15 protein-coding genes and 1 pseudogene are annotated in these 12,392 nt (G+C 61.4%); 11 read left to right on the top strand and 5 right to left on the bottom strand.

Annotated features, from left to right (window positions below):
• Positions 1 to 231 precede the first annotated feature (231 nt).
• The 6 genes from traC (at position 232) to IQ26_RS24955 (ending at position 4,277) form a co-directional block, all read left to right on the top strand.
• Positions 232 to 528 carry a conjugal transfer protein TraC gene (gene traC / locus IQ26_RS24980; protein WP_145720959.1) on the top strand — a complete coding sequence of 99 codons (297 nt, stop codon included), beginning with the start codon at positions 232 to 234 and terminating at the stop codon, positions 526 to 528.
• Between the two features lie 4 nt (positions 529 to 532).
• Positions 533 to 748 (top strand): type IV conjugative transfer system coupling protein TraD, encoded by a 216-nt coding sequence (gene traD / locus IQ26_RS24975; protein ID WP_162458061.1) that lies wholly within the window; start codon positions 533 to 535, stop codon positions 746 to 748.
• Positions 735 to 2,666 carry a Ti-type conjugative transfer system protein TraG gene (gene traG, locus IQ26_RS24970; protein ID WP_145720958.1) on the top strand — a complete coding sequence of 644 codons (1,932 nt, stop codon included), beginning with the start codon at positions 735 to 737 and terminating at the stop codon, positions 2,664 to 2,666. The genes traD and traG overlap by 14 nt, the downstream gene beginning before the upstream one ends.
• Before the next feature lie 461 nt (positions 2,667 to 3,127).
• Positions 3,128 to 3,511 (top strand): thermonuclease family protein, encoded by a 384-nt coding sequence (locus IQ26_RS24965; protein WP_145721007.1) that lies wholly within the window; start codon positions 3,128 to 3,130, stop codon positions 3,509 to 3,511.
• 84 nt (positions 3,512 to 3,595) lie between these two features.
• Positions 3,596 to 3,838, top strand: coding sequence for a WGR domain-containing protein (locus IQ26_RS24960; protein ID WP_145720957.1), 243 nt, complete (start codon positions 3,596 to 3,598; stop codon positions 3,836 to 3,838).
• 160 nt (positions 3,839 to 3,998) lie between these two features.
• A complete protein-coding gene (locus IQ26_RS24955; RefSeq protein WP_145720956.1) occupies positions 3,999 to 4,277 on the top strand; it encodes an HU family DNA-binding protein in 279 nt (92 codons plus the stop codon).
• An 86-nt stretch (positions 4,278 to 4,363) separates the two neighbouring features.
• Here IQ26_RS24955 and IQ26_RS39800 read toward each other — a convergent pair whose 3' ends face one another.
• Together IQ26_RS39800 and IQ26_RS24950 are read right to left on the bottom strand one after the other, a co-directional pair.
• Positions 4,364 to 4,528, bottom strand: a complete 165-nt coding sequence (locus IQ26_RS39800; RefSeq protein ID WP_167522702.1) for a hypothetical protein — start codon at positions 4,526 to 4,528, stop codon at positions 4,364 to 4,366.
• Between the two features lie 301 nt (positions 4,529 to 4,829).
• A complete protein-coding gene (locus IQ26_RS24950; RefSeq protein WP_145720183.1) occupies positions 4,830 to 5,141 on the bottom strand; it encodes a DUF736 domain-containing protein in 312 nt (103 codons plus the stop codon).
• An 867-nt stretch (positions 5,142 to 6,008) separates the two neighbouring features.
• Between IQ26_RS24950 and IQ26_RS24945 the strand changes: the two genes are divergently transcribed.
• Complete coding sequence (locus IQ26_RS24945) at positions 6,009 to 6,689, top strand: NYN domain-containing protein (RefSeq protein ID WP_145720955.1); 681 nt, start codon at positions 6,009 to 6,011, stop codon at positions 6,687 to 6,689.
• Between the two features lie 170 nt (positions 6,690 to 6,859).
• On the opposite strand, the gene IQ26_RS24935 is transcribed toward IQ26_RS24945, so the two are convergent.
• Together IQ26_RS24935 and IQ26_RS24930 are read right to left on the bottom strand one after the other, a co-directional pair.
• A complete protein-coding gene (locus IQ26_RS24935) occupies positions 6,860 to 7,786 on the bottom strand; it encodes an ArdC family protein (RefSeq protein ID WP_145720953.1) in 927 nt (308 codons plus the stop codon).
• Positions 7,787 to 8,194: 408 nt separating this feature from the next.
• Positions 8,195 to 9,106, bottom strand: a complete 912-nt coding sequence (locus tag IQ26_RS24930) for a DMT family transporter (RefSeq protein WP_145720952.1) — start codon at positions 9,104 to 9,106, stop codon at positions 8,195 to 8,197.
• A 108-nt stretch (positions 9,107 to 9,214) separates the two neighbouring features.
• Here IQ26_RS24930 and IQ26_RS24925 point away from each other — a divergent pair, with 108 nt between their 5' ends.
• From IQ26_RS24925 to IQ26_RS24915, 3 genes are read left to right on the top strand one after another with little or no spacing between them, the layout of a single operon-like run.
• Positions 9,215 to 10,123: a LysR family transcriptional regulator gene (locus tag IQ26_RS24925; protein ID WP_145720950.1), complete on the top strand. Its 909-nt coding sequence runs from the start codon at positions 9,215 to 9,217 to the stop codon at positions 10,121 to 10,123.
• Positions 10,124 to 10,160: 37 nt separating this feature from the next.
• Positions 10,161 to 10,316: a GrpB family protein gene (locus tag IQ26_RS41565; RefSeq protein WP_145720949.1), complete on the top strand. Its 156-nt coding sequence runs from the start codon at positions 10,161 to 10,163 to the stop codon at positions 10,314 to 10,316.
• Positions 10,313 to 10,669, top strand: a complete 357-nt coding sequence (locus tag IQ26_RS24915; protein WP_338101637.1) for a GrpB family protein — start codon at positions 10,313 to 10,315, stop codon at positions 10,667 to 10,669. The genes IQ26_RS41565 and IQ26_RS24915 overlap by 4 nt, the downstream gene beginning before the upstream one ends.
• 300 nt (positions 10,670 to 10,969) lie before the next feature.
• Here the strand turns inward: IQ26_RS24915 and IQ26_RS24910 are convergent, their stop codons facing one another.
• Positions 10,970 to 11,557, bottom strand: coding sequence for a hypothetical protein (locus IQ26_RS24910; RefSeq protein ID WP_145720947.1), 588 nt, complete (start codon positions 11,555 to 11,557; stop codon positions 10,970 to 10,972).
• Positions 11,558 to 12,072: 515 nt separating this feature from the next.
• Here IQ26_RS24910 and IQ26_RS24905 point away from each other — a divergent pair.
• A pseudogene (locus IQ26_RS24905) lies at positions 12,073 to 12,379 on the top strand (alkylphosphonate utilization protein).
• Positions 12,380 to 12,392 lie beyond the last annotated feature (13 nt).

The following is a 12,392-nucleotide window of genomic DNA, read 5'->3' as shown; positions in this document are numbered from 1 at the left end:
CGAATGCGAACCTCGTTCGTCGGGAGCGGCGGGCCGTGTCAGGCCTCTACGCAACGCGTCGCATCAGCGACGTATAATTGCGCCCTTGGATCCGCTCCTTCGGAACGGCGGGATGATCCTCCAAAGTGTCGGCCTTGCCGACGTGCAAATCTGCACGTTCCCCAGGACGTGCGTTTGAGGAAGTCTTGCGGCGAAACAAACGCCACAAGATTTTAGGGAGACGCGACCGGAATGAAGAAGCCGTCATCGAAGATACGTGAAGAAATCGCCCGCCTGCAGGACCAGCTCAAGCAAGCCGAGACGCGCGAGGCCGAGCGCATCGGCCGGATCGCGCTGAAAGCCGGGCTGGGAGAAATCGAGATCGAGGAGGCGACGCTTCAGGGGGCGTTCGAGGAAATCGCCGGGCGCTTTCGCAAAGGCAAGGGACAGGCGACCGGAAAAAGGAACGCCGGTGACGGCAGGACCGACGGCGAAACGACCGCGAAGGTCGCAACTGGCGCGGCTGCGGGCAGCGGTAGCGAGGCTTGAGAGGATGCGCCGGAGCCAAGCGAGCGATGCCCGAAAGAAGGACACGCGCGAGAAGATCGAGCTCGGCGGCCTGATTGCGAAAGCTGGCCTGCGTTACGAGAAGCGAGCGCTGCTGCTCGGCCTGCTGATCGACGCAAGCCAGCGCATTAAGGGCGACGATGCGGAGCGGGCGCGCCTGACCGCAATTGGCGCAGAGGCTTTCGGCCGTGACGGCGAATAGGATCGCCCTCGCCCTGATCCCGGCGACGATGATGGTCGGGGTGACCATCATCATGCCTGGCATCGAGCACTGGCTCGCAGCCTTCGGCAAGACTGCCCAGGCAAAGCTGATGCTGGGGCGCACCGGCCTCGCTTTGCCTTATGTGACGGCCGCCGTCCTCGGCGTCATCTTTCTGTTCGCGGCCAACGGCGCCGCCAACATCAAGGCGGCGGGATGGGGCGTGGTTGCGGGCAGCGTGGGGACGATCCTGATCGCCGTGCTGCGCGAGACAGTCCGCCTTACGGAAATTGCCAGCAATGTCCCAGCAGGCCAGTTCGTCTTCGCATATGCGGACCCGGCGACGACGCTCGGCGCCTTCGCCGCGTTCCTCGCCGGCGTGTTAGCGCTGCGCGTTGCCGTGAAGGGCAATGCCGCCTTCGCGAAGCCTGCTCCGCGTCGTATCCATGGCAGGCGCGCGGTCCATGGGGAGGCGGACTGGATGGGCATGACCGAGGCCGCAACGATGTTTCCGGATGCTGGCGGCATCGTCATCGGCGAGCGCTATCGTGTCGACCGCGACAGCGTGATGGCTGTGTCGTTCCGGGCCGACGCGCGGGAGACATGGGGTGGGGGCGGCAAAGCTCCGCTGCTTTGCTTCGACGGCTCGTTCGGCTCGTCGCACGGCATCGTCTTCGCCGGATCCGGCGGTTTCAAGACGACGTCGGTGACGATCCCGACCGCGCTCAAATGGGGCGGCGGTCTCATCGTGCTCGATCCGTCGAGCGAGGTCGCGCCGATGGTCGTCGATCACCGGCGCAGAGCCGGCCGCAAGGTGATCGTGCTCGATCCGGCCAGCCCCGCCACTGGCTTCAACGCGCTCGACTGGATCGGCCGCTTCGGGGCAACGCGGGAAGAAGACATCGTCGCGGTCGCGACATGGATCATGACCGACAATGCGCGGGCTGCATCGGCGCGCGACGACTTTTTCCGCGCCTCGGCCATGCAGCTCCTGACCGCTCTGATCGCCGACGTCTGCCTGTCGGGGCATACGGAAGAGAAGGACCAAACGCTGCGCCGTGTCCGCGCCAACCTCTCCGAGCCTGAGCCGAAGCTGCGCGAGCGGCTGACGCGGATTTACGAACAATCGGAATCCGCCTTCGTGCGCGAGAACGTCGCGGTTTTCGTCAACATGACGCCGGAGACCTTTTCCGGCGTCTATGCCAATGCGGTGAAGGAGACGCACTGGCTTTCCTACCCGAACTATGCCGCCCTCGTCTCGGGCGACAGCTTCTCGACGGACGAGCTCGCGGGGGGCGGCACGGATATCTTCATCGCGCTCGACCTGAAGGTGCTGGAAGCCCATCCGGGGCTGGCGCGGGTGGTGATCGGCTCTTTTCTGAATGCGATCTATAACCGCAATGGCGAGGTCGCGGCTAAGACCCTGTTCCTGCTCGATGAGGTGGCCCGTCTCGGCTACCTGCGGATCCTCGAAACCGCCCGCGACGCCGGGCGGAAATACGGCATCAGCCTGACGCTGATCTTCCAGTCGATCGGCCAGATGCGAGAGGCATATGGCGGCCGCGACGCCAGCTCGAAATGGTTCGAGTCCGCATCCTGGATTTCGTTCGCTGCGATCAACGATCCGGAGACGGCGGAGTATCTTTCGAAGCGTTGCGGCGACACGACGGTCGAGGTCGACCAGACAAGCCGCTCCTCCGGAATGAAGGGTTCGTCGCGGTCCCGGTCGAAGCAGCTCACGCGTCGTCCGCTGATCCTGCCGCACGAGGTCATGCGCATGCGCGCCGACGAGCAGATCGTGTTCACCGCGGGCAATCCTCCGCTGCGTTGCGGGCGCGCGATCTGGTTTCGCCGCGACGACATGAAGGCCTGCGTCGGAACCAACCGGTTCCATCGGAGCGAAGGCGGTGACGGTGGCTGATTTGCCCAACGCCGATCGGGCTTCCCTCGTCCTGGACCGTAATGCCTGCTGCGAGAGGATCGTCACGCGAATGCGCCGAAACCGTTTTAATGGGTTCGGTGAGCGCCGCTTTTTCGGCGCGAGTAGAGCCGTCCGCCCATAGGCGGCTCGCCCAACACTTGGCTTTCGGAAGCAAAATCCTTCGCGCTGCGTGAAAGCAGATCATAACCCTGACCTGCCTATAACCACGCTCATCCCATAGGGAGGAACACGACCGTTTGAATAACATCGTTCGTTTCGGGAACAGCCCGAAGAAGAGAAATCCGGCACATGGGAAGAATTCTCCCGCGCCTATCGGCGGTTCGTTCCGCCGCCGCCGCAACCATCGGAACCGATCCGGCAGGACCTGGGCGTGGGCGATCGTCGCCCTGATCGCGCCGGGTCTATATGCCGCCGATCAATATCAGTTCGCCGATCGGCTGATGCTGGCTGTGACCGCACCACGGACGGATACGCTGCGCGCGACATTCCCCTATTGCACGGAAGGCCGCCGCGTGACCTGCGTCGTCGACGGCGACACGTTCTGGCTTTCGGGCGAGAGGATCCGTATCGCCGACATCGACACGCCGGAACTGAGCCCGCCGCGCTGCGAGGCGGAACGGCTCAAAGGCGAAGCCGCCAAGCGCCGGCTGCGGGAGCTACTGAACGCAGGCCCTTTCTCGCTGGTGGCAGGCTGGAGGGACGAAGACCAGCATGGACGCAAGCTGCGCACGGTGACACGCGATGGCCGCTCGATCGGCGACACGATGATCGATGAAGGTTTGGCCCGCCGTTGGAACGGTAAGCGCCGAAGCTGGTGCGGCTGATCCATCAAGACGTTGAATCAATGGTGACAGACCGATTCATGAAAGTCGTTGGACGCCGCTTCCGAAGGAAGCGAAAATCCGGCCATGTCGAATGAGGAAGCAGGCCCGGTTCATCTTCACCGCATCGATCCATCGCAGAACATGCGCCGGTTCTACTCGCTCGCGATCCAGCCGACATTATTCGGCGGCGCATCGGTCATGCGCAACTGGGGGCGGATCGGCACGAACGGCCAGTCTATGATGGAAACCTTCGACCAGGCTGAAGAGGCGACGATCGCCATGGCGAGGCTGCAACGGACAAAGCGGCGACGCGGCTACAGGGAATGAGCCGGCGCAGGAAGGCCCGTTGGAGGCGATACAGTGCTGGAATCCGCGAATTCCAGGGGTTTTCAGTGGATTCACGCAGATGTCAGAGCAGCCAACCCCTTTCCGAGGCAGGGTTTCGTTGTCATAGGTGATTGGGGCTTTCCAACAGAAGGTATTTTTAATGACAACGACCAACGAAATTGCCGACAAGATCGCATCCGAGCAGAGCCTGACCAAGGCTCAGGCCAAGACGATCGTCGAGAGCGTATTCAAGCAGATTGCCGACGCCGCCCAGAGCGGCGCTGAAACCAGCGTGCCCGGCTTTGGCAAGTTTAAGGTAAAAGAGACGCCTGCGCGCGAGGGGCGCAATCCCTCGACGGGAGCGACGATCAAGATCTCCGCGTCGAAGAAGCTGACCTTCACGCCGGCCAAGGCGATCAAGGATGCGCTCAACAGCTAAGCAGCGAGGGACCGATCATGTTCGGCCGCATCCGGCAGACCGAAAAGCACCGCATGCAGCCGATGCGGCACTGAAGAGACGCCTCCCTAGAAGGGAGGTTCGGCGCAAATCTCGCCACAGGCTTCCGCAAGCATCACCTCGCGCTCGGCGAGGGCCAGTTCCAGCTCCGCCTGGATCTCGCGGCGCTCGTCGCGATAGACGGCGTTCCGCAGCTCGGCGCGCAATTCCTCGATATGCTGATCGATCGACATTGGTCGTCTCCTTGATGTTGGTGAAAGACGACATCGGCTGTCATGGCGGATCGGAGGGGTCAGGGATCGCGGAACGCGACCGGCAGAGCCGGCGAGTGGGGGAGCCGAAATGCGCTAGCATTTTGGGGGAACCGCTCGTCCTTGAGGCCTTCGGGCCGACATGGCAGGCTTGGGCGTTCTGAGCAGACCCCCGCTCCACCCGGTTGGCGCCAGAAAAGCCGGAACCAGGCTCGATGCCTGGTTCCGGCTTTCCGATACCCACGAGGAACCCCGCCTTGCGGCGAGGTCCTCTTCGGGGCGATCAGTCCCGGTTGGGGCGAGACCAGATCAGCTGCAGGCCTTCCTCGCCTTCCACCTCGATCAGGGTGGCGTAGATTGGAGCGGGGAAGCTCGGGTCGTCCAGCTTGACCGAGAGGTAGTCGCGCTCGGTTTCCCTGGAAACCTTCTGCCAGGCCGCACCTAGCTCGACTGCACCCGAGAAGATGCGGAAGTGGGGACCCTTGTCGGAGGGGTTGTCGATGCGGACCAGCTTGGCCTTGACGTTGAGGTTGAGCGTCTTGATCGTGCCCGTAAAACCGTTGCCCGAGGAAGTGAAGGTGCCGATGGTAGCCATGATGTCGTCTCCGTGAGTTTCTCGGGCCGCGACCATCGCGACCTCGATGGCGGTCGACCGACCGGAGGCGATCGGCCCGCACCCCGTAGGGGCCGCAACGCAGTGAAGGGCAGCCAGGGCGGGATTTTCTTGCCTCGCGAGGAATGATGGCGAAGCCAGCAGGGGAAGAAAGTCACGACCGGCTGTTGCGGGTTTGAGAACGAGGCGGAGCGAAGCGAAGACGGCCTTCGGTCAGACCAGCCACATCGAGGACGCAGGTGGTGCGCCCTTCCATGAAACCGCCGGCCAGACGACAGGCGAACCCTATCGGCATGATCACCGCAACTGCAGCCACGGTGAGGCGCCATCAAACCCGTCCCTCCCCGTCAGGCGACATCGCATAACGATAGACCGTCCAACCGAAAAGGGAGGCGACCGTCCCCTCACTTCGGTCGGTTGACGACCGGCCGACTGGCGAAAACTCCGAGGGTCCGGCGTCTGCCCCTTCAAGATGGATGGCCGCTGCACGGTCGTGGAAATACCCATCTCGGGCTGGACGTCGGCACGGGCCGGCGGATCTGACTCGGCCCGCTGGGCTACTACCCGAACTGACCGGTGCCATGACGGGGTCTTCAGCTGGCGTGCGCTGATCGAGGCGAAAGAAACCGAGCTGCCCGTGAAGCGCGGCCCCTACAAAAGCGTCACTGACTTCCTATCTAAGATATGCTATGTTCGGAACCGACGTGTTTGAAGGCGCGTTTACAGTCGGAGACATTTTTTTTAGGTGAGGCTCGGTCTGTCTTATTGACTTGGTAACCGCTGACTCCTAATCATCCCAACAGGCTGCTTCGGCAGTACGGAATAAACTAGTGAGTCAGCCGATCCTCTATGCACCGCATAGCGGTGCTTGGGTCGGCTGGCTCCAAAGTTTTTTTGGGCATGTTTCAGGCACGTTTTGCCATCCTCTTTGACGGCGGCTTTGTCACAAAGAAGCTGCAAGAGAAGCTTAAGCAGCCCGCATCGGCTGATGACATCGTGGCATTGCGCGATGAAATTCGCGGCCATGATGAATTAAAAAGCTACGAACTCCTTCGGACATACTTCTACGATGCACCGCCGTCCGTGGAATCGATCCCTATGCCGGTTTCAAGTGAGCCAAAGCATCTTGCGGAAACTGAACGCTATAAGCACGCACAGAGCTTATACGACCAGCTTGAATTGAAGCCTGGATTTGCGCTTCGAATGGGCGAAACGCGGGTTAATCCATTCCAGTGGAAAATAAAGCAGCGAGCGGTGAAGCAGCTTCTAAAAGCGCCGCGCGAACTAGTGGATAAAGACTTCGACGTTGATATCAATCAGAAGGGCGTTGATATCAGAATTGGCCTTGATATGGCTCGGCTGGCCTTGCGGGACATGGTACGTGCGGTGGTCGTGGTTACGGGAGATAGTGACTTCGTGCCTGCCTTTAAGTTCGTCCGGCGCGAGGGTGTCAAGGTGATGCTCTGTACACTCGGCCATAAAGGAGCGCGGCGTGAACTGAAGGCTCACGCTGATTTCGTCATCTCCTAAATTTCAAACTGACCCACTACCCGGTACGAGGATTGCACAACGAGCCGAAATGCCCATGGGCGGCCATCAGCGCGAACGTGGTGGACTGGACCCCTGCCCCGAGGCTGAGCACACGAAGGCGGATGGGGGTGGCGCCGCGCCACCCCCGACATCGATCGGAGAATGCAGCATCATGCAGCCTCCGCGATCTGTGTCGCATTCGGCTGGAGATCATGCAGATAGTTGACCGCACGCTGGGCATGGGCCGCCGCGGCAAAGATGAATCGCTTCTGGTTCCTGAGAATTTCGAGCCAGCTTGCCAGGTAGCTGGCATGATCAGGCCGCGGCTCGAGCTCTGGCACGATGCCGAGGTCAGCTGCTAAAAAGCAGCCGCCGAGGTCGGCCACGAGTTCTTCGTGAGCCCGGAACGAGCGATCCTTATGATAACGCGAGAGGTTGCGATCAAGCCGCTTTTCCGACCCGACCCAATGGGTCATCTCGTGTCCGAGAGTGGCATAATAGCTGGCCGCGTCGCGGAAATTCTCGAACGGCGGCATTTGCACGATATCGAGAGCGGGATTGAAATACGCCTTGTCGCCACCGTGGCGGATGACGGCCCCGGTATTTGCGAAGAAGGCATCCGCATGTCCGATCCGCTCCACCGGATCGGACACCGGCGCGGGATTGCCGTAATACTGCGCGGGCAAGCCTTCGATCTGGTCGGCACAAAACACCGTATAGGCCTTGAGGAACGGGATCCCGCGCTCGACCTCTTCGCCATGGGCATCGGTTTCGGTGCGTACGATGCGGCTGGCATAGACAACCATCGAGCCGGTCTCGCCTTTGCGGACATGACCGCCCAGCTCGACGCTCTGCTTGAACGTCATCCAGGTCGGGGAAACAAAACCCCTCGAAACCGCCTCAGACCAGAGAAGCAGGGTATTGATCCCCTGATACGGCAATCCATTGTGGCGCAGCGGGCGCGTGATACGCCCCGTGGCGTTCTCCGCGCTCCACGGCTTCACCCACGGACGCACGCCCTTTTCCAGCTCCGCGACGATACGGTCGGTGATCTTCGCGTAGATATCGACGCGGGATTTGTTGCTCTTCCTGTCCATTTTCCGGACCTCCATTCGAGGCCGCGCCAATCGCGGCCGTCACGAGGTCCGACAGCGCAGGACCGCAGGTCCGCGAACCCGCAAAAGAGCAATCGGAAGGAAGGGACACGTCGCTTGAGGGCCGCAACGTTAGTGAAGGACGGCGAAGCCGTTTCGCGGAACGAGGACCGGAGCAGGACCAACATTCGTGACGACCGCGGTTGGCACGGCCGCATCAGGTGGTCTGCCTGCTTTTCTCATCTATTGCTTTTTAGGCCCAATCGGCCCGAGGCTGGGAAAATGGCCAGGTTGACGAACAAATGTGGAATATTGATTTCGGCATTCGCTCGCGCCAAAGTTTGGATGTTGCAAAAATCAGTCGCAAAGAGCCCGAAGCCGTCATCTGGCCTCGGTGCTCCAATGTCGCCGCTAACGCCGGATGACGATAATCCCGGCCAGTGCGATGAGAACGATACCGAGCATGGAAGCCACATCCAAACGTTCCGAGAACAGCACGACGCCCCATAGCACTGCGAAGGCCAGATAGGAAAAGTCCCAGGTCGAGATGATCGAGGATGGTCCCAACTGGTAGGCGATGGCCGTGCCGACGCTGCCGATCAGCATCGTCATGCTCAAAAACCAGATCAGCGCCCATTGGGTCCAGCCCATTGGAAGCCACTGGCCCATGAACAGGCTTTGCCCGCCCTCGCTCCCTGCCATGACGGTCGCCAGGCTCGCGCCACCCCCGAGAACGACCGCTATCAGGTTGAAGATCAGCGCCAGAACGAAGGGGTTTTCGCCACGGCTCCTGGTGCGCGTCAGCACCATCGCCAGAGCGTAGAGAATCGCGGAAACCAGTGGCATCACGGCATGGATGCTAAGATCGCCGGCCTGCGGCTTCAGCATGAGCAGCACACCGACGAAGCCGAGGGCGACTCCGACCCAACCCTGCACCCCGACAGGCTCCCTGATCCAGAAAGCCGCAAAAAGGATGATGAACAGCGGGATCGTGTAATAGACCGCCGCGGCAATCGAGAAGTCGAGGCGTGGTAGCGAAGCGTAATAGATCAACAGGCTCGACAGAAGCAGGCTGCTGCGCACGATGGCCCAGCCCGGATAGGCTGGGCGCAACGATACCTGCGGAAAACGCCATTTCAGGATCGAGATCAACAAGGGCAGCGTGACGCAGGAGCGCAGGAAAATGAACTGCGACAGCGGCATGTCCGAGATCGTGACCTTAATGATCGCATCCGCGATGGAAAGCGTCAGGTCAGTGAAAACCATCGCCGCAACGGCGATGCCCACCCTGTCAGCCTTGGGGGCCGTCTGACTGATCGACATTTTCGCGTCCCCTTCTTCCTGCGCCGAGGCTACCGAGCCGAGAACGTTCTAACAATCGTCATTATATGGAAACTTTGTCCGTCCTATTGTACAATGAGTACCACATGAATGAGGATGCTGGCTTTGGACAGCGTGAACGACATGATCCTTTTGGCCGAAGTCGCCGAAACGGGCAGCTTTACCCGTGCCGGAGGGCGGATCGGGATGCCCAAATCCACGGTCAGCCAGCGCATAGCCCAGCTTGAGGCACGTCTGGGACTGCGGCTCCTCAACCGTTCGACCCGGCACGTAAGCCTCACCGGCAGCGGCCAGGTCTATCTCGAATACTGCCGCCGCGTTCGCACAGAAGTCTCGGCCGCGAACATGGCGATGACCAATCTGAAGGAACAGCCTGTCGGGACGCTGAAGGTCACCTGCCCCGAGGTAACAGCCAGCTATTTCATGCCGACCTTCCTACACGGATTTACCACACAGTTTCCCCGGATCGCGGTCGAGCTGATCGCCACAAACCGGCATCTCGACATCATTCGCGAGCGGGTTGATTTCGCCTTTCGCGTTGGCACGACCACAGGTCAGGACCTGATCGTGCGGCGTGTCTCCTCGATCAAACGAGTTCTCGTCGCCGCTCCGGCCTATCTGGCGGCTGGCAGTCCTCTTCGGGAACCGACCGATCTTCTACATCACCGCTGCCTGGTGCATGATGCGCAGCCCGAATGGGTGTTCTCGTCAGACGACACACCGATCGTCCTGCGGCCGCCGCCGGCCGCGACCTCGGATTCTATGGGGTTCCTGCTGCAATCCTGCATCGCGGGCGGCGGAGTCGCACTCCTTCCCGCTTATGTGTGCCAGCCGTCCGTCGCGGTCGGCCGCCTCGTGGAATTGCTCCCGCGCTGGGAAATTCCACCCTATGAAATGATGCTGATCTTCCCCAACCTGAAGAACCAGTCCAAGGCACAGGCCGCATTCCGCGACTATGTGAATACCTTCGACTTTTCAGCGTTTGTCGTTGGGCGATAGCCGGAACTTCCCGAGTCTGACGCCATCGGTTGGAAAAATGGTCAATCCTGTCATTATCGTGCCGTATGATCCAGCATGGCCCGCTGTTTTTGCTCAGATCAGAGATGAGATCGCGCCAGCTCTTGGGACAACGGCGCTAGAGATTGAGCATATCGGAAGCACTTCGGTCGCCGGTTTAGCCGAAAGCCCATAATCGACATGGACGTGGTGATTCCAACCGAAGCCGACCTTTCTCTTGCAATCAGCAAGCTCTCGAAAATTGGATATACGTATGAGGGTGAGAGGGGAATTGACGGGCGTCACGCCTTTACTCAGCCGAGCAGGTTGCCGGCGCATCACCTCTACGTATGTGCAGCGGCCAATCCAGAACTCGGGCGGCATATAGCTTTTCGCGACTGCCTGCGCGCCAATCCCGACGTGGCGAAAACATATGGGCTTCTCAAGAAGCGCCTTGCCGACAGGTTCGGCTCTGATCGAGAAGGCTACAGCAACGCCAAAACGGCGTTTATCGCCGAAGTACTGTCAAAGCGGTCGCGGAACTCCTGACTTTCCAGCCCGGACTACGGGTGGTGCGCTTCGCTGGCGGCAGATCTCGAATCTCGATGCCGAGCTTCCAGAAATTCCAGTATGATCGGCTCGACTGCCTCGACAGAGATACCGAACTTGTCAGGCACCGCGATGCCGAGGGTTGCCTCCAACACGGCAACCGAAGAGGTAATCCGCTTCTGAGCGCCGGCGAGCGCATCGCAAACCCGCTGTGCTTCGAGCTCGTCGGACAGGGGCGCGATGATGGCGCAGGCATCGACAAAGAAGGTCGGGCGGAGCCGAAGCTCCGCCCGGTGGCAGTTAGCCCAGAGCCGCCATCTGCAGATCGGCCGCCTGCCGGCTGACGCCCTGGCCGGGGTTCTCGACCTGTCGCTCGTAGGGCCTCCAGCTCTCGCCGACGATGTGCTCGTAGGCGGCGACGGCGCCCTCGGCCGCCATGCGCAACGCGTGGGCTTGAAGGCCCATGTCGGCGGCGAACTCGCGCTTGCGCTGTGCATTGCTGTCGAAACCGACAGGACCGTCGAGGTCCTCGTCGCGGGTGTCGTTGGCGAGCCTGGCTGTGGCGTCCTTGGCCTCGGTGACGGCCTTCGAGTAGAACTGGCCTGCTCCATAGGCGGAGCCGACGTAGGAGCCGACGATCCTCTGCAGGTGGATCTGCATCGCCTTGTCGGAAAGTCCCTCGGAGAGTGTGTCGGCACCATCGATCAGGCTGCGCTCGTGGAATTCGCGGATGCCGTCGCTGTCGAGGACGGGGAGGCCAAAGCTTTCGGAGATGAGCGTGGCCTGGTGGCCATCCGGGCAGCAGAGCCGGACCATTTCGAGGGTGGTGCCCTTGCGGAGCTGGACGACGCGGGCCTTGGTCCTGGGGGAGCGGGTTGAACTGGACATTGAGCTTACCTTTCTAGCGATGCCCGTCAGGTGTTCCGGCCCTTGCCGGTCTTCCCTGCGGGTGCGGTCAAAAGGAACCGGCGAAAGCTGGACGCTTCAGGGTCCGGGACCTGCCAGGCGAGCGAGGTCGGCTTGCGGAAAAGCGGGGGCCAGTCCTTCACTGGTCCCTGCGCAGGACGCGGGCGGGCCTTGCCGAGATCGGCGGGTTCCGGCCGCTCCGCGGCGCGATAGCGGCCTTGAAGGGGCCAGCCGCCGGTTCAGACCGCAGCAAACCCGCCGGAAAGACCGGCAAAGGGATGAAACCGAACATCGGCACGCGGGGGGAAATGCACTGTTCAATTCCGCCGCCACACGATCCGCCTGCCCGCCAGGCTGCGCGAGGGACGACAGTGGTTTGAACTTCGGCTCCTGCCGGTATAGGTGGTGTGCGCCGGTCCGCCGCCGCGGATCAGATCTTTGGCCTGCTCCCACGTCGGACTCAGCGCACTGTATTCAATCCCGCGGCGAGGGCAGCAATGACAGATCAGAACGACGACTACGTCTATGACGACACGACAGGGGAATGGAGACCAGCTTCGGAGATGGCGGCAATTGCAGCTCTGCCGGGAATATTGAAGTGCGCGATGCCGCCGGCAAGGTGCTGGCCGACGGCGACTCCGTCGCCCTCGTCAAGGACCTCAAGATCAAAGGCGCTGGCAGAGCCTGAAGCAGGGCACGGTCATCAAGTCGATCCGCCTCACCGACAATCCCGACGAAATCGACTGCCGGCAGGACGCGATCAAGGGGCTGGTGTTGCGAACCGAATTCGTACGCAGGCGCTGACCAGACACCAGTA

It is taken from the genome of Mesorhizobium tianshanense (genome assembly GCF_007830515.1).
Classification (GTDB): Bacteria; Pseudomonadota; Alphaproteobacteria; order Rhizobiales; family Rhizobiaceae; genus Mesorhizobium; species Mesorhizobium tianshanense.
This window is presented reverse-complemented; position numbering and strand designations above follow the sequence as displayed.

What these genes read in the sequence shown, in the direction of transcription:
- IQ26_RS39800 (WP_167522702.1), bottom strand. Translation starts at nt 4,528, where the DNA reads ATGTCGATCGATCAGCATATCGAGGAATTGCGCGCCGAGCTGCGGAAC.
- IQ26_RS24960 (WP_145720957.1), top strand. Translation starts at nt 3,596, where the DNA reads ATGTCGAATGAGGAAGCAGGCCCGGTTCATCTTCACCGCATCGATCCA.
- IQ26_RS24950 (WP_145720183.1), bottom strand. Translation starts at nt 5,141, where the DNA reads ATGGCTACCATCGGCACCTTCACTTCCTCGGGCAACGGTTTTACGGGC.
- IQ26_RS24930 (WP_145720952.1), bottom strand. Translation starts at nt 9,106, where the DNA reads ATGTCGATCAGTCAGACGGCCCCCAAGGCTGACAGGGTGGGCATCGCC.
- IQ26_RS24965 (WP_145721007.1), top strand. Translation starts at nt 3,128, where the DNA reads ATGCTGGCTGTGACCGCACCACGGACGGATACGCTGCGCGCGACATTC.
- IQ26_RS24945 (WP_145720955.1), top strand. Translation starts at nt 6,009, where the DNA reads ATGCACCGCATAGCGGTGCTTGGGTCGGCTGGCTCCAAAGTTTTTTTG.
- IQ26_RS24925 (WP_145720950.1), top strand. Translation starts at nt 9,215, where the DNA reads ATGAGGATGCTGGCTTTGGACAGCGTGAACGACATGATCCTTTTGGCC.
- IQ26_RS24910 (WP_145720947.1), bottom strand. Translation starts at nt 11,557, where the DNA reads ATGTCCAGTTCAACCCGCTCCCCCAGGACCAAGGCCCGCGTCGTCCAG.
- IQ26_RS24955 (WP_145720956.1), top strand. Translation starts at nt 3,999, where the DNA reads ATGACAACGACCAACGAAATTGCCGACAAGATCGCATCCGAGCAGAGC.
- IQ26_RS41565 (WP_145720949.1), top strand. Translation starts at nt 10,161, where the DNA reads ATGGTCAATCCTGTCATTATCGTGCCGTATGATCCAGCATGGCCCGCT.
- traC (WP_145720959.1), top strand. Translation starts at nt 232, where the DNA reads ATGAAGAAGCCGTCATCGAAGATACGTGAAGAAATCGCCCGCCTGCAG.
- traD (WP_162458061.1), top strand. Translation starts at nt 533, where the DNA reads ATGCGCCGGAGCCAAGCGAGCGATGCCCGAAAGAAGGACACGCGCGAG.
- IQ26_RS24935 (WP_145720953.1), bottom strand. Translation starts at nt 7,786, where the DNA reads ATGGACAGGAAGAGCAACAAATCCCGCGTCGATATCTACGCGAAGATC.